We start from the raw sequence: 26,476 nt of genomic DNA on the forward strand, positions 1-26,476 counted from the left end.
GCTCATGGGATTCTCTCCATTGAAGATCGATCTACCGGTTCATTAATACTTCTGGTGATTTCCTTAATCACGTACCGGGGCCGATGCTTGGACTCCATGTAAATACGCCCGATGTATTCACCCAGAATGCCAATACCAATCAGCTGTACGCCCCCCAAAAACAAAATGGCGGTCATCAGAGACGGGTACCCCGGCACGTTATTGCCAAACAGCACCTTGTCCAGAACCATGTAAGCCGCATACAAAAGCGCTATCAGGGAGATGATACCGCCGATGTAGGACCATACGCGCAACGGTACAGTACTGAACGAAGTGATGCCCTCAAGTGCCAGATTCCATAGCTTCCAGAAATTGAACTTACTTTTTCCAGCCACCCGTGGAGCGCGATCGTACTCAATGACTTTTGTGTTGAACCCTGCCCATGACAGCACACCTTTCATGAATAACTGCTGTTCCGGAAGGCTCTTGATGACCTCAACGACTTTTCTATCCATCAAGCGAAAGTCGCCAACATTTTCCTCGATGCGGGTCGATGCAATCTGGTTGAGTAGTCGATAGAACAGGCTCGCGAATTGACGTTTGAAATAGCTGTCGGTCAAACGGTTTCGTCGTTTTGCCAGCACCACGTCAGCCCCATTGATCCACTCTTCGATGAGCCGCGAGATGACACAGATTGGGTCCTGCAGATCCACATCCATGGGAATTAGGGCATCGCCCGTTGCATGTTCCAACCCGGCAAACAAGGCAGGTTCCTTGCCGAAGTTGCGCGAGAAACTGATCACCACCACATCGGTGTCAACCAAGGCAATCGTATGGGCCAGATCGGATGTTCCGTCAGTACTGCCATCATTGATAAACACGATTTCAATGCGGTGTTCGCGCAAACTCGGATCATGACGCACGGCCTGATAGAACACCCCGATAGCCTGCTCTTCATTGAACACAGGGACAATCAGCGAAACCTTCATGCCTTGCGCTCGCAAAACCCTACGAAGCTCGAAAACAAGAACCCGCAAAACAGGCTCAACAACGAAAACGTGGTGACAGTCAGCAGTCCATGAATGCGCCACTGATCAGCAAGAAAACCGACGCCGAAACTCAATACACCCATGACGCAAACAAACAGCAGGTATCGCAATATCGATACCTTTGCATCAAATGTATAAAGGGCATTCGCATAGAAGGAGAATGACGCAGCGGCACAAAACGCCGCAAAATTACTGGTGGCTTGGGTCAACTCGGCAGCATTGACGAGTACAAAAAAAACCTGCCAATGAATGAACGTATTGACCAGCCCGATCACCGCATAGGTAGAAAATCCCTTCCACAAAGCTTTCATGCCGGCTCCCGCCAATATCCCTGTTTCAGGTGGACTCAAGCTAAGTGATACCTCAACAGCGGTCTACTGACAGAAATAACAGGTTGGCAAGGATTTCAGACCAGCGGCAATGCTGACGATGTCGACACTTTTCACGACCCTTCAGATTCACCAACGTAGCGTTTTGCTCGGGGTCGGCTCCTTCATCACGATAAAACCGTAATCACCGATCAGGTAAATCCGGTAGTACTGGCTGTCCACCAGCGGCGGATAGCCCTGATAACCCACCCGCGTCGCGTTGCGCCGCTCCCGCTCCGCCACCACGTTGGTGATCCCCGCTTTCGGCAGATTCTCGGCCAGCATGTAATAGTCGGTATTGAGCAAGTAGTGCAGCACCGGCAGCTGCTTGAATGAGCCAGCTGCCGCCACTAACCAGTAGTCGGAATAACTCACCGAGATGTAGATCCGCCTGGCCTCGCGCAGCGACTGATGGCTGGCGATGTCGTACGCAAGGCTGGCCAGCGCCGTGGACGCAAAGGTTTTCTGCACGGTCAGCACCCGGCCATAGGCGAACGACAGCGACAACATCGCCAGCAGCGGAATGATCAACAACAGTGGCAGTCGTTCATGGATCGACGCCAGCGCCAGATGACTCAAATAGCACAGCAGCACCAGCAGCACGGCGAAGCCCATCAAGGTGCGGGCGCCTTCGTTGAAGTCGCGGAAAAACAACGCGACTCCGGACACCAGCAGCGTCACCACCGGCAATGTCAGCAAACACATCAGGCCGATCAACAGTTTCTTCGGTCCACCGTCCTGACGCGCCGCTACGTTCAGTCCCAGCCGCACCGCCCCGGCCATCGCCAACAGCAGCAACCCGCCGAATACCCAGAGCCATCCACCACTGAACAGCAGCACGACTTTTTCCAGGACCCGGGCAATGTTGATCTGGATCTGCAATAGAGGATGCGCCGACCAATTGAGCAGCAATGTGCGATTGGAGTCCATGAACGGACCTGCACTGACGCTGTAGATCAACCCACCGAGGATCAGTTGGGCGGCTTTCCAGCCCAGCAGGTCGCGCCACGGCACCGGGGTGGTTTTATCGTTGGCGGCCCTGAGCAACTCCAGGCAACACAGGCCCAGGAACACATTCAGGCTGATCTGATACAACCCCAGCGCCAGTGCGATCAGGAACGACGGCACCAGCCACTGCACGCTGCGCCACGGGTGACGAAAGGTGATCGCATAGATCACCGCCACCAGGCTCAGGGCCGTCGCGGGACCGTCGTATTGATAAGACAGGTTCTGCAGGAAGAACGGGTTGTACCAGAGCGGCAACAGCACCAGGCAGCAAGCGACGCTGGGCTGGCGGAAGTAATGGAACGTCAGGCTGGTCAGCGCCGACGCCATGGCCAGCGTGGCGATCAACAAGGGCAAGGGAAAGATGTTCGGCGCGGCATGCCTGAAAGTCAGGGCGTTGTAGAACAGCTGAGCGAACAGTCGCCCCTGTTCAGCCCAGGCCATGCCCGCCGCCAGCGAGCGCCAGTTGTCATCGATGTAGGGGAAGTCCGCGAGGATCAATGGCAGGACATACAAGAAGGTCGCGAACAGAAAAAACCGCCAGACCTGATGCCGGCTGAGCTCGCGAACGAGGAAGTCGTTGAACCGGCCCATGCTAGCGCGCGCCCCGGTCTTTGCCACCGACGATATCCTTGATCACGTAGCGCGGCCGGTGCTTGGCCTCGATATAGATACGACCGATGTATTCGCCGAGGATGCCGATGCCGATCAGTTGCACGCCGCCGAGAAACAGTATCGCCGTCATCAGCGACGGATAACCGGGAACGTTGTTGCCGAAGAAAATCTTGTCCAGCACCATGTACACCGCGTAAAGCACCGCGAAAATGGAAATGCCGCCACCGACGTATGTCCACAAGCGCAGCGGCACGGTGCTGAACGAGGTCACGCCTTCCAGGGCCAGGTTCCATAGCTTCCAGCCATTGAACTTGCTGCTCCCCGCCACCCGCCCGGCTCGCTCGAACTCCACCACTACGGTGTTGAACCCGGCCCACGACAATACACCTTTCATGAACAACTGATGCTCGGGCAGGGAACGGATCACGTCGACCACCTTGCGATCCATCAGCCGGAAGTCCCCGACATTTTCCTCGATGCGCGTGTAGGCGATGCGATTGAGCACGTGGTAGAAAATTGACGCACTGTGACGCCTGAGGTAGCCGTCGACGTCCCGATTGCGGCGCTTGGCGAGTACCACATCGGCGCCCTTTTGCCACTGCTCGACCAATAACGGGATGACACTGATCGGGTCCTGCAGGTCGACATCCATGGGAATCACGGCATCGCCGCTGGCGTGTTCCAGGCCGGCAAACAGTGCCGGTTCCTTACCGAAGTTGCGCGAGAAATTGATCAGCACGACCTGATCATCCGCCTTGGCCAGTGCCGTAGCCTGTTCGGCCGTGCGGTCGGAGCTGCCGTCGTTGATGAACACGATCTCGACTTCGGCACCGCTGAGCTTCAACTCCCGTCGCACCGCCTGATAAAACAGATTGATTGACTGTTCTTCGTTGAACACCGGGACAATGAGCGAGATTTTCATCGATCACACTCGCGAAACACCACGTATTTGGAATACAGGAAGCCGAACACCAGGCTCAATGCCGAAAACAGGGCCACGGTGAGCAAACCGTGCAATCGCCAGACGTCGCCCAGATGGCCGACACCCAGGCTCAACGCCCCCATGCCCGAAACAAACAGCAGATAACCGCCGACCGAGGCACTGGCGGCGAAGGTAAATTGCGCGTTCATGTAGAAGGAAAACGACGCAGCCACGCAGAAGGCTGCCAGGTTGCTGAACGCCTGACTGAGTCCGGCCGCCATGCTCAGCAGGAAAAAGACCTGCCAGTGAATCAGGGTGTTGGCGACCCCGATCACCGTGTAACTGGACAGCCCTTTCCACAACAGTCTCATGTGAGACTCCCGTTTTTAGAACGTTGCACTCATTAGTATTTGAGCCTGTCTACTGTCACAAATCGCAGGTTTTTGGACCTTTCTGACCAGCGGTTGAGCCTTGGGGCAACGCCCGAGACATTCGGTAATAGCCCGGTTTTGCAATTGCCCGCGAATCAGTCCACCCTGCGCGCCGCCGCTTGGGCGCGAGGCCTTTGCGCCCGCGGCCAATCCCATTTTCACCCGCTGTTACGAGCCAGCTGTCATGACGTTAGCACGCGATCACCGGATCGACTTTTTTCGTGGTCTGGCACTGATCTTCATCTTTTGGGATCACGTGCCTCACAACCCTTTGGGACAAATCACCCTGCGCAACTTCGGTTTCAGCGATGCGGCCGAGGTTTTCGTGTTTCTGGCAGGTTTCGCGTCCGTATTGGCGTACGGCAAAGTCCTGGCGCGCGAAGGCTTTCTGATCGCCTGCGTGAAAATCCTGCGCCGGGCATGGGTGCTCTACGTGGTGCATATTTTCCTGCTGGCGATGCTGATGGGCATTGTGTTTTTCGCCAACAGCCATGTGGAAACACGGGACCTGGTGGAGGAAATGGGCATGCATCACTTCATCGGCAACCCGCAGCAGGCCCTGATCGATGAACTGTTGTTGCGCTTCAAGCCGAACCTGATGGACCCGTTGCCGCTGTACATCGTGCTATTGGCAGGTTTGCCCCTGGTACTGCCCGTACTGGTGCGCAAGGCCTGGGTGGTGGTCGCGATGTCATTGGCGCTGTATCTGATGGTGCCACTGGCGGGCTGGAACCTGGCCGCCATCAAGGACGGCGTGTGGTATTTCAACCCGGTTGCCTGGCAATTGCTGTTCGTACTCGGCGGTGCCGCTGCGATTCACAGCCAGCGCCCGCGCCTGCCCGACACTCGCCCGCTGCTACGCCAGCCGTTGTTTGTCAGTGCGGCGCTGTACGTAGTGACCGCGGGCGTGATGACCGTCCTGTGGCGTTGGCCAGAGCTACACGATGCCGTGGTGCCAGCGAGCCTGAAGAACCTGCTGTACCCCATCAGCAAGACCGACCTGTCCCCCGTGCGCCTGCTGCATTTCCTCGCACTGGCCTACGTCACCGCGAAACTGATTCCCGACAGCGGATGGACGCAAAACTGGCTCGCGCAGCAAAGTTGCCGAATGGGCCGTTTCTCGCTGGAGATTTTCTGTCTGGGCGTGCTGCTGGCGCCTTTGGCGGACATGGTCAACGCGCTGACCGACGACGCTGTTGCCATGCAGATTTTCACGGCGCTGGTGGGTGCCGGGTTGATGGCACTGCTGGCGACCTGGCTTGAGTTCAACAAGCGTTTGAACCAGACAATCAAAAGATCGCAGCCTGCGGCAGCTCCTACAAAATCAGACCGCATTCCCCTGTAGGAGCTGCCGCAGGCTGCGATCTGTTGATCTTCAAAACCAAAAAGCCCCGATCATTTCGACCGGGGCTTTTGTCTTTCAGGCATTACAACTTACGAAACCGAACGCACCGCACCTTGCGAAACATTCGTCGGTTGCAGCTTGAACATGTAGAACAGCACCGTCAGCAGCACCAGGAACGCAGGTCCCACATACAGCGCCACGCGGGTGTCCGGGAAGTACGCCATCAGGCCGACCACCAGCACCAGGAACGCCAGCGCCAGATAAGAGCTGACCGGGTACAGCCACATACGGTATTTCAGGCCAGCCGCTTCGCTTGCGCTCAGGCCTTTGCGGAATTTGAGCTGGGCCAACAGGATCATCACCCAGGTCCAGATCGCGCCGAAGGTGGCGATGGACGTCACCCAGACAAAGACCTTCTCCGGTACCAGGTAGTTCAGCAGCACGCCCAACAGCAAGGCGAAGATCGACAGCAGCAGCGCACGCCGCGGCACGCCGTTGCTCGAGGTCTTGGCGAACCCCGCCGGGGCCTGGCCGTTCTGCGCCAGGCTGTAGAGCATGCGCCCGGTGCTGAAGATGCCGCCGTTGCAGGACGACAGTGCCGCGGTGATCACCACGAAGTTGATGATGCCGGCGGCGGTCTTGATGCCCAGACGCTCGAAGGTCATCACGAACGGACTGCCTTGGGTACCGATTTCGTTCCACGGGTAGATCGACAGGATCACGAACAACGCGCCGACATAGAACAGCAGAATCCGCCAGAACACCGAGCCGATGGCATTGGGGATGGTCTTTTGCGGGTTCTTCGCTTCACCGGCGGTCAGGCCGATCATCTCCACACCCAGGTAGGCGAACATCACCATTTGCAGCGACATCAGCACGCCAGTTATGCCGTTGGGCATGAAGCCGCCGTGGGTCCACAGGTTGGAAATCCCCAGGGCCACGCCGTCGTTGCCGAAACCGAAGGCGATGATGCCGATGCCGCCGAATACCATCGCAACGATGGTGACGATCTTGATCAGGGCAAACCAGAACTCGAATTCACCGAAGGCCTTGACCGCGATCAGATTGATCGAGCCCATGCTTATCAACGCAGCGAGCGCCCAGATCCAGCGCGGTACATCGGGGAACCAGATGCCCATGTACACCGCCACGGCAGTGATTTCCGCGACGCAGGTCACCAGCCACAGGAACCAGTAGTTCCAGCCGGTCAGAAAGCCCGCCAGCGGGCCGAGGTAGTCTTGGGCGTAACGGCTGAACGAGCCGGCGACCGGATTGTGCACGGCCATCTCGCCGAGGGCACGCATGATCACCAGGATCGCCAGACCGCCGATGATGTAGGACAGCATGATGGCGGGGCCGGCCATTTGGATGGCCTTGGCTGAACCGAGGAACAGACCGACGCCGATACAGGCACCGAGTGCCATCAGGCGAATATGCCGCTCGCCGAGTTCACGTTTAAGCGGACCGCCCTGAGCGGTCTCGCCGTTGGGCTGGGGATTGCCTACGGGCATAAGGGGTACCTCATCTTGTTGTTGGATATGACCGCTGAGCGTTGAAGCCCCCGACCGATAAGCCAGCTGCTTCGCGTAACCGGGTCTGCTTTGTAAGCAGAACCGTCCTGTAGGACAAAACCTGCAAGATCAGCGGGTCGTGCAGTATAAAAAGCTGACAACAGATATATTCACTCTATAAACCACTAAATTCAGCCATAAACCCCGGCAATAACGCGACTTTTGGAGAGGCTTCACCTGGATCTTGTAGGAATTTCCGCCATTTAAATGGCGCGGAGTATTGCACAATAATGGTGCATCGCCATGCCCCTACCAAAGCCGTATTTACCTTAGAAAAGGCTCTACTCCAGCCATTACAGACCACCACCCGTCTCCAGTTGCTATCACAACTGTGGCGAGGGGGCTTGCCCCCTCGCCACAGTGGCTCCATCCGGCCCAGTTAGTGGTGAGTCCGTGCATCATTTTGCCCCTCACATTTTTTTCACCTTCGCCAACCACCGTCTAAGCTTCAGTGAAGTCCGATCAATCTGCGTGAATGGATCAGTCGACTATGGGCGCTTTGTGGCAAACCGATTCGAGTAAAACCGAGGTTCCGACTGAACGTGAGGATGAAGCGCCGCCACCTGAAAAACCCCGTCGTTCCAGACACGGATGGGGAGCGTTCTGGCTATTGCTGTTGATTATCGCGATTGTCGTGGGGCTGGCGGCTGCGAGGGAAATGCGTACCTCGAAGTTCCAGGCCCGGGAAGTCAGCAAATACGCCGCGTCCCTGAACTATGAGCTCAAACCCGGCCCCAGCGATGCGATTCGCTATCCGGGCGACGGTCCGTTCGATCGGCGCCTGGGCTACAGCTCGCTGGATGAATTCCTGCCGCGCTTGATCAAGCGCGATTTCGTCGTTGAGGCGCAAACCCGCTTTTCTCCGGCGCTGTTGAAGTACAGCGACAAAGGCCTGTTCGTGCCTTATGCCGAGAAAATCCAGGCCGGGCTGTCGATCACCGATTGCCGCGCTGCGCCGCTGTACCAGTACAACTACCCGCAGCAGCTTTATTCAACCTTTGCCTCGATCCCGCCGGTGGTGGTCAACAGCCTGTTGTTCATCGAGAACCGCTTCCTGCTGGACCCCAAACAACCCCTGGCCAACCCGGCGGTGGACTGGCCACGGTTCGGTATGGCGGCGTGGTCCCAGGTGGCCAAGATATTGCACGTGCCCGGTCAATCCGCTGGTGGCAGTACCCTGGCCACGCAACTGGAAAAGTACCGGCACTCCCCCGATGGCTTGACGGTCAATGGCGCGGAAAAAATTCGCCAGATGATTTCCGCCACCGTACGCGCCTATCAGGCCGGGCCACAAACTCTCGAAGCCCGGCAGAACGTGGTTCGCGACTACCTCAACAGCGTGCCGCTGTCGGCCGTACCGGGCCACGGTGAAGTGCATGGCATGGCTGAAGGCTTGCGCGTGTGGTATGGCTCCGACTTCAGCAAGGCCAACGAAGTCCTGACCAGCACTGCGACCGATCCAAAAACCATGGCGGAAAAAGGCCTGGCCCTGCGTGAAATGCTGTCGCTGATGATTGCCCAGCGCCGCCCGTCGCATTACCTGACCAAGGGTCACGATGAACTGGCCGACCTCACCGACAGCCATATTCGCCTGCTGGCGCAAAACAGTGTGATCAACGCCCAGCTCGCCGCCGCCGCCCTGGCCAGCAAATTGACCTACCGCGACTGGGCCACCCAGCCGACCATTCAGCCGATTGAAACCAACAAGGGCATCAGTGTCGCGCGCAGCCGTCTGGCCGGCATGCTCAATCGCCCGCTGTATGACCTCGACCGCCTCGACCTGTCCGCCACCAGCACCCTGCAAGGCGAGTTGCAAACCGAGGCCACCGAGTACCTGAAAAAACTCGCCGACCCCGCTTTTGCCACGCAAATCGGCCTGATCGGCGAACGCCTTCTGACCACCACCAGCACCACCCAGGTGCGCTACAGCTTCACCTTGTTCGAACTGACCCCGGACGGCTCGCGGGTACGGGTGCAGACCGACAGCACCGACCAGCCATTCGACATCAACGAAGGCAGCAAACTGGAGCTGGGCTCCACCGCGAAAATGCGCGTGCTGACCACCTACCTGCAAATCATCTCCGAGCTGCACGACAAATACGCTGGCATGGCCGTCCCGGAACTGAAGAAAGTCGACGTGCCGGAGCAGGACCGCCTGAGCCGCTGGGCGGTCGATTACCTGATCGAAAACAAGGACCGCGACCTGCAAAAAATGCTCGGCGCAGCCCTGGACCGCAAATACTCCGCCAGCCCCGGCGAGGCGTTTTTCACCGGGGGCGGCCTGCATGTGTTCCACAACTTCCGCAAGGAAGACAACGGCCGCATACCGACACTGCGCGACGCCCTGCGCGAGTCGATCAACCTGCCGTTCATCCGCCTGATGCGTGACCTGGTGCGCTACACCACCTACTCCGGCCCGAACAGCAGTGCCGAACTGCTCAAGGACGACCGCGACCCGCGGCGCCAGGAATACCTGGCCGAATTCGCCGACAGCGAGGGCACTTCGTTCCTGCTCAAGTTCTGGAAGAAGTACAAGAACAAGGACACCCAGGACCGGCTCGAGACCTTCCTCGACAGCATGCGCCCGACCCCGATCCGCATGGCCGCCGTGCACCGCTACCTGCTGCCACGGGCCAGTCAGGCAAGCTTCAACGCCTTCGTGCGCTCGCACCTCACCGGCGCCAAGCTCACGGAAAAACTCACTGACGAACGTCTCGTACGGCTCTACGAAGCCTACGGCCCTGGCTCCTACGACTTGCCGGACCAGGGCTTCATCGCCAAGGTTCACCCGCTGGACCTGTGGCTGATGGGCTACCTGCTCAATCACCCCGACGCCAAGTGGGGTGAAATCGTCAAAGCCAGCCAGTTCGAGCGCCAGGAGGTCTACAGCTGGCTGTTCAAAAGCCGGCACAAGGGTGCCCGCGACAGTCGCATCCGCACCATGCTGGAGATCGAAGCATTCCTCGACATTCACCAGCGCTGGCAGAAAGTCGGCTACCCATTCGATCACCTCGTGCCCTCGCTGGCGACCGCCATCGGCAGCTCCGGCGACCGTCCGGCAGCATTGGCGGAACTGATCGGCACCATCCTCAACGACGGTGTGCGCATGCCGACCCTGCGTATCGACAGCTTGCACTTCGCAGCCAACACACCGTATGAAACCAAATTGATCAATGACCCGAACGTCGGCAAACGGGTCATGCCATCCGAAGTCGCCACGGCCATGCGCGAAGCCTTGTCGCAAGTGGTGGATGCCGGTACGGCGAAACGGGTGTCCGGCAGTTTTGTAACGCCGGATGGCAAACCGTTGGCCATGGGTGGCAAAACGGGCACAGGGGACAACCGCATTGAAGCCATTGGTTCAGGCGGGCGGATTCTGAGCTCCAAATCCATCAACCGGACGGCGACGTTTGTCTTCTACATTGGCGATTCACACTTCGGTACCTTGACCGCATTCGTGCCCGGGCGCACGGCCGAAGCCTTCAAGTTCACCTCGGCGTTGCCGGTGCAGGTACTCAAAGGCATGGCACCGATTCTCATGCCATACCTGCAACCCGGCAGCAAAACAGGTTGCTTGCCGACTGAAGTCGCGCGGCGTTGACAGAACCATTACGCTGCACAGGTGGTAATTAATTATTTTCGGCATGGATAATTCCAATGCATTAGCGGTGCAGGCGCTGATCAAGCAACAGAAATTGCGGCTTTTACTTTGGGCCCTGGGCGTTAGGCTGGTGACTCACATTAACGCTCAAGGTTTATTAACAACATGCCTGACTTACAAGGAAGTACGTCGACAACCGACCATAAAGGCCGGCACTACGAATTCATCAAGAGCCGGATTCATCCGGTCTTTCAAAGCACTTCATTGCGAAATGTCCAGGAACTGGGCCGCGCCGAAAAAGCGCCCGCGCCCTGGATCAAGTCAGCCTCCGCACTCGATCAATCCCGCTTACAAAAAGCCAGCCTCGAACTCTGGTCTTCCCGCAACACGGTGGATCGTATTCTCGACGAGTTACAAAACGTTTATGAATTTGCCGAGCCCCTACTCACCGATGCGCTGAAGAAACTGGATATTGATGTCGACGTTAAAAAAACGTATTTGCATCTTTACCTGGCCAAAGAACGCCCCTGGTATGTCATCGATACGTCCGGGGGTGTCGTCACCCGCACCGTTTCGCTGATCGATGCCGCACTGCACAACTTCGCGCTTGGCGAAACCTGCGAACCGGACTCGGACTTCATCAGTCAGCCCGATCAGCATGGTCAGTTCGATGTCTTGCCCATCAAACACAAACTCTCCATCGCAGGGTTTCAGGCGTTGTGCCGTGAACTGGATATCGGCGCCCACTACACCCGACACCTGGAAGAACAGTTACTGCCCCGTGATGGCGTCGCAAAGTATTTGCTCCAAAGCCGTATCGTTGAAAGCGAGAAAGCCGCTTTCAGAGCCGCCGTGGAACAGGCGACGGTGGCCGGCGATATCGACGCCGATGCCCGCGACAGGGTCATTGAAATGCTGGAGGGCCAGCGCAACACCACCTGGAAAGGCAAGCCGGTGCAATTTGCCGACCTGTCCATTCTCGACAACCCCTTGACCGGCATCGTGCTGATCGCTGCGGATCTGGAGCAATCGCACGAGGTGATGCCAGTGATCGCTTATGTGCCGCAGGATCCACAACATCCACTCAAGCAATACCCATCGACCGTCGCGTTCATGAATGAACTGACGCGGCAGTTGCGCGACGACGCACTTATCGCTTCCACCGGGATGACGTACCGCCAGTTTTTCAGCCGGTTCATCGACCATTCGCAACGCGGGCATTTCTTCGGCGGGCTGCAACAACGTCTGTTCGAGGTCAAATGGCATCGAAAGGAAACGTTCGATCCGGGCCCAAGCTGGCGGGATGTGCCGATCGATAACCCGCGATTGAATGTCGACATTGCGCCGATCACGGGCGAACTCTGGGTACATCTTTATCAAAACAAACTGAACAAGATTCTCAATGACGCTCGGGACATCGTCGTGTCGACCGCCGACACCGATCGCAAGGCCCGGTGGGCCTGGTGGGACAATTTCAAAAAAATAGTCTCCGACATTTTCAATGTTGCCCTGTTGATCGCCACGCCATTCGTTCCCGGGCTGGGCGAACTCATGCTGGTCTACACGGCGTATCAACTGACCAGTGATGTCATTGAAGGCGCTGTGGACCTGGCCGAGGGACTATGGTCAGAAGCAGCGGATCACATTGTGGGGGTCGTGACGGACTTGCTTCAATGGGCCGCGTTTGAGGCCGGGGCGCTCATCGGCGAGGCGTTCCGGCTCAAGATTTCCGTGTTGGTCGAGGGCATGCAACCGGTCAGTTTGCCCACCGGTGAAACCCGCCTGTGGCACCCGGACATCGAACCCTACGCCCATCCAGACCTGTCCCTGCCAACAGACTCCAGGCCCGACCGACTGGGCCTGCATCGCCATCAAGGCCGGGACATTCTTCCGTTGGAGGGTCGCCACTATGTGACTCGAAAGGATCCGCAAACCGCGCAGTATCGACTTGAACACCCCACCCGCCCCGAAGCCTATGCACCGAAACTGGCCCATAACGGTCGTGGCGCCTGGCGCCATGAAGGTGAAAACCCGTTGACCTGGGAGGGCCCGAAGCTGATGCAACGGCTGGGGCACATGACCGATGGCTTGAGCACAAGGCAACTGGAAAACATCCGCTTGATCAGCGGCACCGAAGAAGACGCACTGCGGCGCATGCATGTTGAAAACGCCGAGCCGCCGCTATTGCTGGAAGACACGGTAAACCGCTTCAGGGCGATGGAAGATGTTGCTGCCACGACGACGCAAATTCGTTCGGGAAGCCCGATAGACCCGTCATCGCACTGGTTCGAGCAACTGATCACCGAACTGCCGGGCTGGCCGTTCGACCATGCCTTGAGGGTGTATGAACGATCCGACCTGCTCGGCGCGTCCCGCCTGTACGGCAACGCCAATGCCCGGCCGGAACGGACGTTGAATATCGGGCTGGCGGATGTAATGGCAGGCAAATTGCCGGAGCGGGTCGTCGGGTTTCTCGATGAGCAACAGCTCGAAGCGCTGGTCGGACCGGGACTCTCCAGACAGGCGAAGGTGCAGCGCCTGCGTGATCGCCTGGCCAACCAGGTCGAAGGGCGCAAGGCCGACATCGCGGATTACATCTATCGCTCTCACACACGCAGTACCGATCAACGCGTTCAAGTCTTGCAGCGGCAATACCCTGAACTGCCGACGATCATCGCCGAACGCCTTGTCGCCAATGCCCGGCAAGACGATCTGAGCATCGTCGAGGCACAGCAACGCCTCCCACTGGATCTCAAGAGCCGCGTCCGCGAATGTGCTTTTGAAACCCGCTCGACACGCGCCAGCGAGGGCTTTTACCAGGCCGAACGACTGACCGCCGACACCGAGCGCCTGGCGCTCAACGCGCTGCGATTCAACAGCGAGGCCTTGCGCGATCTGCGCGTGGAAGTACGTGACGGCACCGCCGAAGGTCCTTTGCGTTGCAGTGTCGGTCCCGATGACGCCACCAACGTGCGAATGCTGTTACGTGACGAGCACGGCAGTTATGAGGTTGTTGACGGCCATCATCGCAAGCTTTCCGACGCGGTCGACTTCCATGAAGCGCTCCTGCGCGCCTTGCCCGAGCGGGCTCGCCGCTCATTGGGTTATGGGCTCGGCCAGGGAAACGCGTTCAAACAATGGATAATGGCCAAGACCATGGCACCGGCCGAACGCCGCACGCTCTTGCTGGAGCCCTCCATCCGTCCAGTGGCGGAGCTGGAAACGAGCCTGCTGTTACGCGGCCCCGTACTTTCCAGAGAGCCAGTCACCGCTGAGCAAGCGTTAAGAAATCTGCATCCGCATCTGAGTGAGCGCGAAGTCTATAATTTTATCCGTTCCATACCCCCTGGCACCGATCCTGTTCAGGTGATAAGAAACGAGAAACAAGGAATCACAGAGCTGGAAAACATTCTTGGCGCATGGAAGATGGGGAACGCGCCTTTCGAACCCGACATTATGTGGCGTCAGCGCAGAGAAGTTATTTTCATCGCTGATCGCCTGGTGGAATGCTTCCAGCGCAAACCCATTTTGTTTGGCGAACGCAGTACGCACTTCGACAAGGGCTACGCTCTGGACTTGTCCACTGAGTTTCTGAGTTTCAACCTGGAGTCCTCGTGGAAGACATTGCCAGACATTCGCCCGTATCTCGAACAGATCAGCACTTTGAGTCTGGATGGGGTGGAGTTATCGCCGGGCGCCACGGGGCTTTTGAAAGACTTTACCCGGCTACGCCACTTCAGCGCACGTCGCTGTGACCTGGCCCGTTTGCCGGAAAACGTAGCCAGCATGCATCTGCTCGAAACCTTGCGTCTTAGCGGCAACCATATTGTGCTGGACAACGCGGCGGTCGAGCGGTTGAAGAATCTGACACGCCTGCAGACCTTGCGGCTCGATAACAATCCGCTGCGTCGGCCGCCCAATGTCGAGCGCATGCCACGCCTGAAAGTGCTCAACCTTTCAAACACCGGCATCGATGCCTGGCCAGACGGCTTGCTGAACAAACAGCGTCCAAAGGGTTTTCTTCTTGACCTGCGGGAAAACCCGATCAAGACCGTACCTAATGTCGTCAACGGGTCAAGGCAAGCATTAGTTGTGGCGCGCGCACGACTGGACATCGAATCCCTGGACGATATTCAACGCCAGATCCTGTTCCAGTACCGAGATTCAGTGAGCTTGCCTCGCCAGAACACCTACGCCCCTTTGGCCGCCAATGCGCGCGCCAGATGGCCGGTCGATGATGACTCATCGCTCTGGGGTGCAAACTCGCCTGGACTGGGGACTTACAGAGCGGAGGCCTGGGACAACCTGATGAACGAGCCGAACAGCGAAGGCTTCTTCAGAATCATCGACAGCCTGACCCATTCGGCCGATTTCAGAGCCGGAGGCGCTACCCGCAATGCCCTGTCCCGTCGAGTCTGGGAACTGATCGACGCGGCAGATCTGGATACGCCACTGCGAGAAAAACTGTTCCAGACCGCCGAGCAACCCACCACGTGTGCCGATGCCAGCTCCGAAGTTTTCAACAACATGGGCGTGCAGGCGCTAGCCTCCCAGGCGTATGCGTATTCGACCTACGCCGCCGAACTGGAAGCCCGGCTGGTGAAATTGAGCAAGGGCGCAGCGCGCTTGCAACGGGTCAATGACATTGCCCGGGCCGATGCACTATCACGCCCGAGCAGGGCCGAAGAAGTGGAAATTTACCTGGCGTATCAGACCCGTCTGGCATCGCGCCTTGGCTTGCCCTGGCAATCGGAGGACATGCTTTACCAGCAAATCGCCGCCGTGAGCGACAAGGCCATCGATCAGGCGTACACCACCGTGCTGGCGTTGGAGGAAGGGGACGGCTTGCTCGATGCCATGCTTGAGCAGCCATTCTGGGAAGAATACTTGCGTAATGCTCACCCAAACGAATTCAAGGAAAATGCACGGTTATATGAAGGCAAGGCCGAACGACTCGATGAGATGCGGTTAGCACAAAAAGACTGGGCACATTCCGAAGGGTTGCCTGACACGGAAAAACAACAGCTCAAGGAGCGGCTGAAGGACCTCGCCAACCAGCTCTCCGTTCCGCAGAGCGTGGTCTTCACCGATGCAGAAATGACCGATGAGGTCTATGCAAGGTTATACCGCGACATCGGATACGACGAGCAGGAACTGAGCCGGAGGCTGACTCGTGTAGCGCTGAAAAAAGCCGGGCAGTAATGGATCAACCGTTCGAACGGCCCTGAAGGTATCCCCCTTCAGGGCCTTGCCGGTTGATGTCAATCAAGCGTGTGGCACGGTGATTCGACCCGACAGAGCATCAGCTCTGCTTTCAACCCACTTCCGAATCCCAAATCACCGACACCGTGCCCGACCAGGTATCGCCCTCGCGCTTGAGCATTTCTTCCACACCTTCCCTTTGCACTTCGAAATGCAAGGTGCCAGGCCGTCGGTCGACATAGAAGGAAGGTTGAAACAGCTCGGTCCCCGCGCCGCTGACCCTTAGCGGCAAGCGGTTGACCGCGCCGCCATCGATATTCGTCAGGCCGTTGGGCAAGCTCACCAGTACCTCCAGCGGCACTTGGTCACCGGCGGCGTTTTGCACGGCGCAGGTATCGCCAATCTGGCCCGTGCCACACTCAAGCTGCATCTTGAAACGTGAACTGGCCGAGAGGTTGAAGGTCTGGTCGCGGAACAACCGCGCGGGTTTGCGACCCTGATTGAGCCAGGCTTGCCAGCCGCCCTGGGGCTCCAATTGGATGCGATTGCCGCCGGGCGGGATTTCGACCTTGAGGGTGTGCTCCACCGTGAGGGTGAAGTTGAAGATAATGTTGTCGTCGCTGGGCAGCATCACATCGCCCATATCGAAGTCTTTGAACGGCCCCACGCTGTAGGAAATACTGCCGGTGTAAATACCGGCGTCCATTTCCAGAGGCTTAGGGGTGCGCAGTTCATACGCCACATCAAGGTACTGATACTCCATTGCAGGTATCGGGTACCGGGCCAACTTCGAACAGAACCCTTCAACGGGTGTTCTCCAGAAAAACTTATAGCTACGGGGCGAAACCAACCCAATACCGCTGTACCGGCAAGGCGCGGGCGCATTGACCCAACTCACCCCCCACAACTGATAGTGCGCTGCAACCATGCTTCCCGCCTCCGGCACCAGCTCCGTCGCCGGTTGGCTCAGCTGGTAAGTGCTGCCGATTCCGGAAATTCGCACCTCCACCTCCGTTTCATCACCCGTGGCCGAGTTGACCACTGTCAACGTTCACCAAAGGGCAGGTGGCTTGAGTGTGGCGCCTTGACGGAAGTCCGCGTGATGGGGCTCGATGGGCGCGCGGGAACGAAAGGTCAATGGCAGGCGGAAACTGAGCTTGCACTCGGTCGGACGGTCGGCGCAGTAACCGCTCGGCGGCGTATTGTTGGTGAATTCGTTTTTCAGTGGATTGCCCGCATCCGGGCGAAACGATGCCTTGAACTCGACCTCGAGCGCATGGGCCGATAAAGAAAACAGCGCCGCTGGGAAGGCCAGCCAGAGTCGGCGGCATACCTGCCTGATCACACTATCCAAGTTGCCGCCTGATACGTTCATGCCAAACATCCTCATACCTCCGAATCCCAGATCACCGACACCGTGCCCGACCAGGTATCGCCCTCGCGCTTGAGCATTTCTTCCACACCTTCCCTTTGCACTTCGAAGTGCAAGGTGCCAGGCCTTCGGTCGACATAGAAGGAAGGTTGAAACAGCTCGGTCCCCGCGCCGCTGACCCTTAGCGGCAGGCGGCTGACCGCGCCGCCATCGATATTCGTCAGGCCGTTGGGCAAGCTCACCAGTACCTCCAGCGGCACTTGGTCACCGGCGGCGTTTTTCATGACGCAGGTATCGCCAATCTGGCCCGTGCCACACTCAAGCTGCATCTTGAAACGTGAACTGGCCGAGAGGTTGAAGGTCTGGTCGCGGAACAACCGCGCGGGTTTGCGGCCCTGATTGAGCCAGGCTTGCCAGCCGCCCTGGGGCTCCAATTGGATACGGTTGCCGCCGGGCGGGATTTCGACCTTGAGCGTGTGCTCGACCGTCAGGGTGAAATTGATCTCGAACAGCGTATCGGTGGGTAGTAATACGTCCCCCATGTCGATGTCCATATTCGGTCCGACCGTATAGGCGATCTTGCCGGTATAGATGCCCGAGGACATTGATAGAGGGTCGGGCGCTTCGATCTGATACCCGAAGTTCACCTGGTTTAGGCCGCCGTCAGCAAATCGGAAACCGGGCGGAATGTCGAAAGCCGATTGCAAAGGACAAGCAGCTTCGGCTCCGACAGGCGTGCGCCAGAAAAAGTACCCCCCATTGGCATAGGTCGCGTGATATACCGTTGTCGACAGGCAAGGTGCCCTGGCATTCTGTGCCACGCGACCTCCCCATAGCTTTTTATTGATGTCCAGCCAGGTGCCGCCCTCACCAATAATGTCGGCGATGGGGATGGGCGTCCGGTAGGAGGCGCCGAACGCTGCCATGCGTACTTTCAATTGTCGGGTTTCACCCGTTGCCTCATGAACCACGTTCAACGCCCGCCAGTTGGCCGGGACCTTGACCATCGGACCTTCGCGCTCGCTGTGCCGGGCCAGGATCGGTACTTCGGTCCGGAAGCTCAAAGGCACATTCAAGCTCGACAGCCCATGTTGCTTGCAATACGAGGCGTTTGCGGCACAGACGCCCCGGTTCGGCGTGGTGTTTTCAAACTGGTTAACCATGGGGTTGGCCGGATCAGGACGAAAACGCGCTGTCACCTCCACCGACGCCCCATACAACGGCAGGGACAACACCCACAACAACCCACAAACGCCCCATCGCACTCGCCCTTCCCAGCCACTAAAGCGCTTCATAATTACCATCATTGAAATCCCCTGAAGATACGGTGACGCCCTTTCAAGGACTCATCGCCTCAAAAATCATATGCACGGTGCCGTGGTAGTCGCCGGCCTTGAAGCCGTCCGGGCCTTCCAGCGCAGCGATTTCCAGCATCACCCGGCGGCCCGGCCGGGCGTCGTCCACCACCGGTTGGCTGTCCATCGTCAGGGGGACTTTGTTGAAGGCCACGTTCAAGTCGATCTCGTCCTGGCCATTGGACAAGTACGCACGCTCACTCAGGCGCGCCGATATCCCGCCATTGATATTCTTCACATCAAAGTTGGCGCGCAGCGGGCTGAGCGTTGAAGTGACCGGGTTCCAATTCAAGCGCTGTTCGCGCTCAAGCAGTTGCGGATCGACAGGCAGTACATAAAAGGTCGCCGTCGGAATGGTGACCGACACTTCAAACTGCTCGACGAAGCGTGCGGCCAATGCCACAGGCCCCAACGCCGATGTCATCACCAACACGGTCGTCATGACTAATTTACGAAGCATTTTCTTCACCGTTGCTTGCAGGCCATTGGGTTGAGGTCAAAAGCGCCTTCACTGTTATTTCCCTGCCACGCGCAGGCTCTTGGTCTGTGTGCCCTCAACCAGATTGAAACGGTACTCACGGCCTGGCTGTTTATCGAACTGGAAAGTCCGACCGGCAAGAATGTGATGTTTGGTAGTGGGTTGGCACTCCTGCTCGCTTTTCACTGAACAGTCCTTGAACTCATCGATCACCACCACCGTGTTGCCGTTGTTGCGGATTTGATAGTTGGCCGTGCCGTTATCGATCACGCTGTCAAAGCGTGTCTCCTTGGGTCGCACGAAAAACACTGTGCCGTAGCCAGCCAGTACGTTAACGCCGGCCGACAGGCCTTTTTTGTAGTCTTCGCGTTCTTCGGTGGACACCGCGAACTCATCTTCTTTCTCCGGTACTACCGGAACAAAGCGCACGCGGAAGTAACGCTCTTTATCGCGCTCGCCCATGTACAACAACCGCGTACCCTGCATGCCATTGGCCGGCACGATCAACCTGGCCGGACTGGCCATCAAGCCATCACGGGCGCTGGCGTCGGCCTGAGAGGTCAGCGGGATTTCCCGTGCCTTCCCATCGGCGTCATAGACGATCTCGAGGATATTGACCTTGACGAAGGCGGTGCTGTCGCCACCGTTGAAGACCCGTTTCAGGTAGGTGCTTTTATCGCCATCGAGGTAGTCATACACCACCCCGACATTGATCTGCGGCCCGGCTTGAGCCGCCTGAGAAAGCAGATAAAAACCGAATAATGCCAACAGGCGTTTCATATTCCTTAACCTCATTCATTAAAAGACAGCGGGCACGAGACGCTGCGGCTCAAGTGCCGATTAAATTTGTGAATCCCAAATAACCGTGATGTCGCCTGAATAGCCAAGACTGTCGCGCTGTAACATCTCTTCCACGGCACCTTTGCCCACTTCAAAGTGCAAAGTTCCGGGTTTGCGAACGACATACAGGGCGGGCTCGAATCTTTCGGTCCCCATACCATCTACCCGTAATCGGCGGCGGCTTACCGTTTGCTGTCCAGCGTCGCTCAAACCGCTGGGTAAACTCACCGATACATCCACCGGCACTTGATTGTTTTTATCGTCCTGTAAAGCGCAGGTACTGTTGGCTGCATAATGCTCACACTCCATGCTCATCTTGAACGGTGCAGAGGTCCAGATATTGAAGGTTTGATCGCGAAACAAACGCGTTGGTCTTCGGCCTTGATTCAGCCAGGCTTGCCAACCGCCCTGCGGCACCAAGACGACTTTATTGCCGCCCGGTGGAATTTCTATATTGAATACGTGGTCGACCGTCAGGGTGAAGTCGAGTTGAATAGCGCCGTCCGTGGGCTGCATGATATTCCCCATGTCAAAGTCCGCCCCCGGGCCAACGGTATAAAGTGTCGTTGCCGTATAGACGCCCGGCGCCATTTTCAACGGGTTGGGGGTCCGCAGTTGGTACGCGAAGTCGAAACTCTTATAGGAAAACTCCGGGATATCGTAGACCGCCTGCTTCGAGCACACGCCTTCGACTGGAGTGATCCAGAAGAAGGTAGAACTCCAGTCATCGGCGTTAATCCCAGGCCCGTCGCGGCAGGGTCTCGGGGCGGCATCCCAGCTGCCTTCCCACCAAAGCGCATTGTGAGCGCTATAAGTGGGGAGTTCTCTACCAATCAGCTGCTGAATCCTCTCACTCAGCCGGTATTCCCCGCCGATGCCGGCGATTCGTACCTGCACCACGCCTGACTCCATACCGTGAGTGTCAAAGACGGGAACATCTTTCCAACCTGCCGCTACATTAAACATCGCGCCTTGACGGGGATCGGTATGCCTGGCAGGAATCGCGCGATCAGCATGCAGTTCGATCAGGGTACCGATGCTGAAGATCTGCCATCGCTTGCAATCGGCTTCATACCTCTCGCAAAACCCACTATTCGGTGTCGTATTCTTGAATTCATTACTATTAGGTTTCGACGGGTCCGGTTTGAACTCAGCACTAAGTCGTACAACTTCAGCACCAACAGGCGCGACAAAGAGCCCCAACCCCAAACACAGTAGCGTCAATCGGATCAGCATTTTTTGAACATCCCGTACCTGTCCATTTTATAAAGGCTCAACCCGCTGCCTCGGCCTTATAAGTTGCATCCGCCAAGGTATCCGGCGTACAACGCAAATCCCCGATCATCAACACATCGTTCTCATTGCGCGCACTGCTCGGGTCTAGCCGGAACTGGCACAACAACTGATTGCCATAACGCACTTCCAGGGTCGGCGACCCGGCGTTCATTTCCATGGAGAAGAACCCGTCCACTTCACTGACCCCGCGGCTGGCGTGGTTGATGATGTGGTGGCCCTTGAGCGGTTTGCCCTGGGGGTCGACCAGGCGGCCGAGCACGGTCAGGGTTTTGCTGATGGTGATTTTGCGGTAGTCCACACCCCCCTTGTTCAGGTGATAGCTCGTGCGGGCCGGCTGGATACTCGCCGCTGGCGGGTGGTTACCTTCAAAGTCGAAGCTCACCGAACTGCTCTTGTAGGCGGTGATCGGGATGAAGTTGCGCCCCGGTCGCAAGCTGGCGCTGCCGCCGCTCAAGTCGTCGGCGCGCAGGGCGATTTCATCGAGGTCGGACTCGACGTCGATGATCATCCCGGCACCGCTGCCTTGATGCTGGCTGGTCATGACGACGTGCTGGCCGCCCATGGCAACGGTGCTGTCCAGGTTCAACCCGCCGGTGTAGTTGCCATTGAACGACGAACGCTGGACGAAGGCATCGCCGTTGATGGCTTCGGTCTGGAAGTTCGCCTGACTGGAAAGGCCGATGCCGTAAGTGTCGGTAATCGCGGTGGCCGACACGCTTTGCAGCACATGGTCCTGCAGGTCTTTTCGGTAGCCGAGCGAAGCGTTGTTGTCGCGGCCGCCATCACGGGAAGTGCGCGAACCGATGCTGCCAGACCATTGCTCGCCCGGCCCGCCCAGCGCGAGGCTGACGGTCAGGTCGAAGCCACGGTTACGTTGGTCTCCGCTGCTGAAGGTGCCGGGCCGGTCAAACACCGAGAACCGCCAGTTGGCATCGCTGCCGAACAGCTGGGTGCGCTGGGTCCAGCCCAGATCCAGGCCTACGCCTTCGCTGTTACCGTCGGTGTGAGAGATCCGCCCGTTGAGCGAGCTTCTGCTGCTGACCCGATGATTCACCGACAACGACGAAGTGCTGGTCTGGCCGACAAACACATTGCGCTGCCGCACCCGAGTGCCATCGGGCAGGGTTTCGAAGATTTTGGTGGTGTCCAGCCAACTGCGGTTATGGGTGGCGAATACGCTTCCGGTGCCATAGTTGTACATCGCTTGCACATCAAGACCGGTGCCATGGTCCTGGGTCTGATACACGTTGGCGAAGAGGCTAGTGTTGTTAGCCAAGGTCCAATCGACCGACGAGCCATATTGCAGTGTGTCCCGAACCTGGCGCCCCGAGACTCCGAGAATGATCCGTGGATGCAGCAGGTAGTTGAAGGCGGCGCCGGCGGTCATGTCGCCGTAGGCCTGCTCATCCCAGTTGCTCAACAGCTTGCTTTCCTGCCCGGCGAACAGGTTGTAGCGCCAGCGCTCATCGTAGTTGCGCCAGTTGCTCGGTTTGTACACCAGCTCCTGGGTGGTGGAGGTGATTTGACCGTCTTCGATCAAGCGCACTTCCACTTCGTAGATCCCGCCGGGCAAGGGCCGGGTATCCAGGGTTTGCAAGCCGGCATCGACCGGTTGGGTATTGATCAGCAAGCCATTGCGAAAAATCTCCACCGAGGCCTGACGGTTGGCAGTGACATAAATCGGGTAAACGCTGGGCTTGGGGCTGTTGATCGCCAGGCTGTCGGAGCTGCCGTACATGAGGCCCACGGCCGTGTCGGGGCTGGCACCGAACGAACGTGGCTGGCGGCTCAGGCCTTCGGAGTTGGGGGTGAAATAACCCAGGCGCACAAAACTGCCCTCCAACTCACGTTGGCTGTAGAGCTCGTAGATCGCGTGATAGAGCTTGTCATCCGGGCCGCCCAGACGGGCTAGCTGCATATTCAGATTCTGGGTCCAGCTGCCCAGGCTGCTGCTGGCCTCCAGCCCATATCGCCCGCCCAGATCCTGATCCTGGCCACCGTTGAGGTTCAGCTGGTTGCGCAGGATCAACCCCGTGCTGCCGCCTTCTGGCTGCTGGTAATAACGCTTGGTTTCAGTGTCGCGCTCGGCATTTTCAGTGAGAATCGACACCAATGAATTCTGAAGGTTGTAATGCACGGCCAGCATCTGCGCCGGGCAACTGCCTTCGCAGGCGCCAAGGGCCACGCCTTTTTGCAGGTAAGCGGCCCAGGTTTCACGCTCGCTGGCGGGAATGTTGCTGTCGCTGACATCGGCAAACTCAAGCAGGGTGATGCGATCATCGCGGGACAATACGATCATTGCCTCACCCAGAAATTGTTGATCAAGTTCCACCCGAACCGCCAAAGGCACATCGAAGAAGTGTTCTTCGAACTCGGACGGCAAACCTTTGGCCTGAGCGAGCAAACTGCGAGGCGTCGTGCCATTGTCAGTTGGCGCGGCCAGTGCACTTGCGCAAAAAAAAAGTGCGAGCGCGGCCGCGATGGGAGTCATCGGGAACATGAACGGAATACTCTGAGAATGAACGGTTAACGCTGTAGAAAACCCGGTCGACAGGGGGAGACTGCCGACCGGTTTTTGATGTCTTGTGAGCTTTGCGCCCACAAGCATTCAAGACATCAAGGCGTTGGCACGGCATCAAAGATCATGGTGACCGCACCGGTGTACTCACCTGGCTTGTAGCCGCCAGTGGTTGGCTTGGTGGGTGCAATGACCAGATCGACACGCTTGCCCGGAGTGGACTCGACTTCGCCGACGACTTCCACTGGCGCCGTATGGTTCAGCGCTTTGCCATTGAACGACACAGTCAAGGGAACCTTATCCGTGTCTACACCGTTGGACAGGAACGCTTCGCTTTCAAGGCTGGCGGCAATCGAGCCATTGGTGTTTTTGGTGTCGAATTGCGCACGCAAAGTGCTCAGATCACCGGAAACCGGGTTGTAGCTCAACACTTGATCTTTGATGATCAGATCCGGATCCACCGGCAGTACGTGAAAGACCTTGGTTGGAACCGATGCAACCAGATTAATGGAATGACGCGCTTCACCTGCTGCAAAAGCCATGGAAGAACTCAGTGCCAGAACGGCCAGAGGAGTAGCGATTGCGATTTTTTTGAACATGGGTAGATACCTGTTATTTTAAATGGGCCGGACAATTAAAAGTTCGAACAAAGCCGAGACTTCCCTTTCTATTAACGAATAGACGCTGACAAGCCATTACTATTGGCTGGAGCCAAAATAGCTATTTGTTTGGGCTTTCAACGCCGGGGCATATTCGACTAATCCCCAATGAAAGTAAGTAGGATTTCTCACCGGATAGCGTAGGAAAAATGAAGTCTAAATATCGAGAAAAAACAAATAAAACCAACAAGTTAACCTATCGTATGTAAGTACTCACCTACAAACAGATTGACTTAAAATCCCATACAGCACTTGGACACCCTTCAACTTCTGTAGGACGAGTAGTACACACCCAATAAACAAAGGCCGACAACAGACTATTCGAGCCCTGACTAATAAGACAGATACTGAATCGCGCCGTTGTTTCATTTTAGAAGTGTTACATGGTCCGACCAAAATCGATTCATTCGCTCGATTCACGTCCTGGGTTGCTCTCGTCCCGCCCCCCCTTGCCTTTTTCACAAGATATATCTTAAGTTATATCTAAAGTCGAAGAGAGGACGAGAATATGAGAGAGCATCACCCCCATCGCGAGCACGGTGACGGCCACGACGGCTTCGAAAATCGCCAGGGACGTTTACGTGGCAGCCGTGGACCGCGGGTCTTCGCACCTGGCGACCTGAAACTGCTGCTGCTGGCACTGATTGCCGAGCAGCCCTGCCACGGCTATGACCTGATCCGCCAGATCGAAGGCATGTTCGACGGCGCCTACAGCCCAAGCCCTGGCGTGATTTACCCGACCCTGACCTTTCTGGAAGAAAGCGAAATGATTCAGGGCGATGCCGAAGGTGGAAAAAAACGTTACAGCGTGACCGACGCCGGACGTCTGTCTTTAAGTGAACAGGCGATTGCCCTGGACGGCGTGCGCATGCGCATCGACGTCAGCAAGCGTTCGTTGCGCGGCCACGACCGCCCCGTCGAAATTCACGAAGCGGTGCATAACTTGCGCCATGCCTTGCACATGCACCATGGCCGCTGGAGCCCGGAAGAAATCCTGCGTGTACGCGACTTGCTCAACAACACGGCCAAAGCCATCGTCGACGGCCCTGCCGTTCAACCCGTTCAGGAGAACGCCGAATGACTGAAGTGATCACCACCATTGCCCGTGTCATGCACGACATCAAACGCCGTCGCCTGGAAGTGTTGCGCGTGGTCGACCTGACCCCGCGCATGCGCCGGATTACCTTGGGCGGCCCTGAATTGGCAGGCTTCGTCAGCCTCGGCACGGACGACCACGTCAAACTGTTGTTCCCGCAGAATGCCGAGCAAGCTGCGGCCCTGGAAACCCTGGTACTGGGCGCCGGCAAGGACAACGGTCCCTTGCCTGAGATGCGCGACTACACCCCGCGCCGCTACGACCTCGATGCCCTGGAGCTGGACATCGATTTTGTATTGCACGGCGACGGCCCGGCCTCGACCTGGGCCGAACAGGCCAAACCCGGCCAATTCCTGCACATCGGCGGGCCGCGGGGCTCGATGATCGTGCCGGACATCTTCGACAGTTACCTGCTGATCGGCGACGAAACCGCCCTGCCCGCCATCGCTCGACGCCTGGAAGGCCTGGCGGCCCACCGTCGTGCGTTGGTGATCGTGGAAGTGGAAAACGGCAAGGAGCAGCAAGTGCTGCACAGCGCGGCCGAAGTCAATGTGATCTGGGTGCTGCGTGAAGGTGGCAAGGACAATCTGCTGGCCACCGTGCGCCAGATCCAGGTGCCAACCGGCAGCCTGTACGCATGGGTGGCGACCGAGAGCAGAGTGTCGCGGCAGATTCGTCGGGTGTTGCTCGATGAGCATGGGCTGGACGAGCAGTTCGTCAAGGCGGTTGGGTACTGGAAATTGGGGAACAGCGACGAGGAGTGATCTGCTCGCG

At 57.7% G+C, this 26,476-nt stretch carries 19 protein-coding genes; 5 read left to right on the top strand and 14 right to left on the bottom strand.

Features of this window, described 5'->3' with window-relative positions:
* Positions 1 to 2 precede the first annotated feature (2 nt).
* From AC1DWG_RS27525 to AC1DWG_RS27545, 5 genes are all read right to left on the bottom strand, one after another.
* Complete coding sequence (locus AC1DWG_RS27525) at positions 3 to 968, bottom strand: glycosyltransferase family 2 protein (RefSeq protein WP_477763940.1); 966 nt, start codon at positions 966 to 968, stop codon at positions 3 to 5.
* Positions 965 to 1,339, bottom strand: a complete 375-nt coding sequence (locus tag AC1DWG_RS27530) for a GtrA family protein (protein WP_477788621.1) — start codon at positions 1,337 to 1,339, stop codon at positions 965 to 967. Before AC1DWG_RS27530 ends, AC1DWG_RS27525 begins: the two co-directional genes overlap by 4 nt.
* A gap of 147 nt (positions 1,340 to 1,486) precedes the next feature.
* Entirely contained in the window at positions 1,487 to 2,995 is a 1,509-nt protein-coding gene (locus tag AC1DWG_RS27535; RefSeq protein WP_477763942.1) for a glucosyltransferase domain-containing protein, read from the bottom strand.
* Position 2,996: 1 nt separating this feature from the next.
* A complete protein-coding gene (locus AC1DWG_RS27540; RefSeq protein ID WP_477763943.1) occupies positions 2,997 to 3,938 on the bottom strand; it encodes a glycosyltransferase family 2 protein in 942 nt (313 codons plus the stop codon).
* Entirely contained in the window at positions 3,935 to 4,309 is a 375-nt protein-coding gene (locus AC1DWG_RS27545) for a GtrA family protein (RefSeq protein WP_477763944.1), read from the bottom strand. Before AC1DWG_RS27545 ends, AC1DWG_RS27540 begins: the two co-directional genes overlap by 4 nt.
* Positions 4,310 to 4,553: 244 nt before the next feature.
* On the opposite strand from AC1DWG_RS27545, the gene AC1DWG_RS27550 reads away from it, so the two are divergent.
* Positions 4,554 to 5,714 carry an OpgC family protein gene (locus AC1DWG_RS27550; protein WP_477763945.1) on the top strand — a complete coding sequence of 387 codons (1,161 nt, stop codon included), beginning with the start codon at positions 4,554 to 4,556 and terminating at the stop codon, positions 5,712 to 5,714.
* Positions 5,715 to 5,803: 89 nt separating this feature from the next.
* On the opposite strand, the gene AC1DWG_RS27555 is transcribed toward AC1DWG_RS27550, so the two are convergent.
* A complete protein-coding gene (locus AC1DWG_RS27555) occupies positions 5,804 to 7,225 on the bottom strand; it encodes an amino acid permease (protein ID WP_477788622.1) in 1,422 nt (473 codons plus the stop codon).
* Positions 7,226 to 7,775: 550 nt separating this feature from the next.
* Here AC1DWG_RS27555 and AC1DWG_RS27560 point away from each other — a divergent pair.
* Together AC1DWG_RS27560 and AC1DWG_RS27565 are read left to right on the top strand one after the other, a co-directional pair.
* The gene (locus AC1DWG_RS27560) at positions 7,776 to 10,886 is read left to right on the top strand and encodes a transglycosylase domain-containing protein (RefSeq protein WP_477788623.1); all 3,111 of its coding nucleotides are present in this window, start codon (positions 7,776 to 7,778) and stop codon (positions 10,884 to 10,886) included.
* Positions 10,887 to 11,051: 165 nt separating this feature from the next.
* Entirely contained in the window at positions 11,052 to 16,088 is a 5,037-nt protein-coding gene (locus AC1DWG_RS27565; protein ID WP_477788624.1) for an NEL-type E3 ubiquitin ligase domain-containing protein, read from the top strand.
* A 112-nt stretch (positions 16,089 to 16,200) separates the two neighbouring features.
* On the opposite strand, the gene AC1DWG_RS27570 is transcribed toward AC1DWG_RS27565, so the two are convergent.
* From AC1DWG_RS27570 to AC1DWG_RS27605, 8 genes are all read right to left on the bottom strand, one after another.
* Entirely contained in the window at positions 16,201 to 16,851 is a 651-nt protein-coding gene (locus tag AC1DWG_RS27570; protein ID WP_477788625.1) for a hypothetical protein, read from the bottom strand.
* 288 nt (positions 16,852 to 17,139) lie between these two features.
* Complete coding sequence (locus AC1DWG_RS27575) at positions 17,140 to 17,463, bottom strand: hypothetical protein (protein ID WP_477788626.1); 324 nt, start codon at positions 17,461 to 17,463, stop codon at positions 17,140 to 17,142.
* Between the two features lie 11 nt (positions 17,464 to 17,474).
* Complete coding sequence (locus AC1DWG_RS27580; protein WP_477788630.1) at positions 17,475 to 18,695, bottom strand: hypothetical protein; 1,221 nt, start codon at positions 18,693 to 18,695, stop codon at positions 17,475 to 17,477.
* Positions 18,696 to 18,798: 103 nt separating this feature from the next.
* Positions 18,799 to 19,275 carry a CS1 type fimbrial major subunit gene (locus AC1DWG_RS27585; RefSeq protein WP_477788627.1) on the bottom strand — a complete coding sequence of 159 codons (477 nt, stop codon included), beginning with the start codon at positions 19,273 to 19,275 and terminating at the stop codon, positions 18,799 to 18,801.
* A 54-nt stretch (positions 19,276 to 19,329) separates the two neighbouring features.
* Entirely contained in the window at positions 19,330 to 20,073 is a 744-nt protein-coding gene (locus tag AC1DWG_RS27590) for a molecular chaperone (RefSeq protein ID WP_477788628.1), read from the bottom strand.
* A 60-nt stretch (positions 20,074 to 20,133) separates the two neighbouring features.
* Positions 20,134 to 21,369 carry a hypothetical protein gene (locus tag AC1DWG_RS27595; protein WP_477788629.1) on the bottom strand — a complete coding sequence of 412 codons (1,236 nt, stop codon included), beginning with the start codon at positions 21,367 to 21,369 and terminating at the stop codon, positions 20,134 to 20,136.
* 37 nt (positions 21,370 to 21,406) lie between these two features.
* Positions 21,407 to 23,929, bottom strand: a complete 2,523-nt coding sequence (locus AC1DWG_RS27600) for a CS1-pili formation C-terminal domain-containing protein (RefSeq protein WP_477763952.1) — start codon at positions 23,927 to 23,929, stop codon at positions 21,407 to 21,409.
* A gap of 116 nt (positions 23,930 to 24,045) precedes the next feature.
* Positions 24,046 to 24,546 carry a CS1 type fimbrial major subunit gene (locus AC1DWG_RS27605; protein ID WP_477763953.1) on the bottom strand — a complete coding sequence of 167 codons (501 nt, stop codon included), beginning with the start codon at positions 24,544 to 24,546 and terminating at the stop codon, positions 24,046 to 24,048.
* Between the two features lie 568 nt (positions 24,547 to 25,114).
* On the opposite strand from AC1DWG_RS27605, the gene AC1DWG_RS27610 reads away from it, so the two are divergent.
* A complete protein-coding gene (locus tag AC1DWG_RS27610) occupies positions 25,115 to 25,687 on the top strand; it encodes a PadR family transcriptional regulator (RefSeq protein WP_477763954.1) in 573 nt (190 codons plus the stop codon).
* A complete protein-coding gene (locus AC1DWG_RS27615; protein ID WP_477763955.1) occupies positions 25,684 to 26,466 on the top strand; it encodes a siderophore-interacting protein in 783 nt (260 codons plus the stop codon). The genes AC1DWG_RS27610 and AC1DWG_RS27615 overlap by 4 nt, the downstream gene beginning before the upstream one ends.
* Positions 26,467 to 26,476: the final 10 nt, after the last annotated feature.

The sequence above is a fragment of the Pseudomonas sp. P4_B3 genome (assembly GCF_056402295.1).

Coding starts and splice junctions, on each gene's coding strand:
- AC1DWG_RS27525 (WP_477763940.1), bottom strand. CDS start 968: ATGAAGGTTTCGCTGATTGTCCCTGTGTTCAATGAAGAGCAGGCTATC.
- AC1DWG_RS27530 (WP_477788621.1), bottom strand. CDS start 1,339: ATGAAAGCTTTGTGGAAGGGATTTTCTACCTATGCGGTGATCGGGCTG.
- AC1DWG_RS27535 (WP_477763942.1), bottom strand. CDS start 2,995: ATGGGCCGGTTCAACGACTTCCTCGTTCGCGAGCTCAGCCGGCATCAG.
- AC1DWG_RS27540 (WP_477763943.1), bottom strand. CDS start 3,938: ATGAAAATCTCGCTCATTGTCCCGGTGTTCAACGAAGAACAGTCAATC.
- AC1DWG_RS27545 (WP_477763944.1), bottom strand. CDS start 4,309: ATGAGACTGTTGTGGAAAGGGCTGTCCAGTTACACGGTGATCGGGGTC.
- AC1DWG_RS27550 (WP_477763945.1), top strand. CDS start 4,554: ATGACGTTAGCACGCGATCACCGGATCGACTTTTTTCGTGGTCTGGCA.
- AC1DWG_RS27555 (WP_477788622.1), bottom strand. CDS start 7,225: ATGCCCGTAGGCAATCCCCAGCCCAACGGCGAGACCGCTCAGGGCGGT.
- AC1DWG_RS27560 (WP_477788623.1), top strand. CDS start 7,776: ATGGGCGCTTTGTGGCAAACCGATTCGAGTAAAACCGAGGTTCCGACT.
- AC1DWG_RS27565 (WP_477788624.1), top strand. CDS start 11,052: ATGCCTGACTTACAAGGAAGTACGTCGACAACCGACCATAAAGGCCGG.
- AC1DWG_RS27570 (WP_477788625.1), bottom strand. CDS start 16,851: ATGGAGTATCAGTACCTTGATGTGGCGTATGAACTGCGCACCCCTAAG.
- AC1DWG_RS27575 (WP_477788626.1), bottom strand. CDS start 17,463: ATGAACGTATCAGGCGGCAACTTGGATAGTGTGATCAGGCAGGTATGC.
- AC1DWG_RS27585 (WP_477788627.1), bottom strand. CDS start 19,275: ATGCTTCGTAAATTAGTCATGACGACCGTGTTGGTGATGACATCGGCG.
- AC1DWG_RS27590 (WP_477788628.1), bottom strand. CDS start 20,073: ATGAAACGCCTGTTGGCATTATTCGGTTTTTATCTGCTTTCTCAGGCG.
- AC1DWG_RS27595 (WP_477788629.1), bottom strand. CDS start 21,369: ATGCTGATCCGATTGACGCTACTGTGTTTGGGGTTGGGGCTCTTTGTC.
- AC1DWG_RS27600 (WP_477763952.1), bottom strand. CDS start 23,929: ATGTTCCCGATGACTCCCATCGCGGCCGCGCTCGCACTTTTTTTTTGC.
- AC1DWG_RS27605 (WP_477763953.1), bottom strand. CDS start 24,546: ATGTTCAAAAAAATCGCAATCGCTACTCCTCTGGCCGTTCTGGCACTG.
- AC1DWG_RS27610 (WP_477763954.1), top strand. CDS start 25,115: ATGAGAGAGCATCACCCCCATCGCGAGCACGGTGACGGCCACGACGGC.
- AC1DWG_RS27615 (WP_477763955.1), top strand. CDS start 25,684: ATGACTGAAGTGATCACCACCATTGCCCGTGTCATGCACGACATCAAA.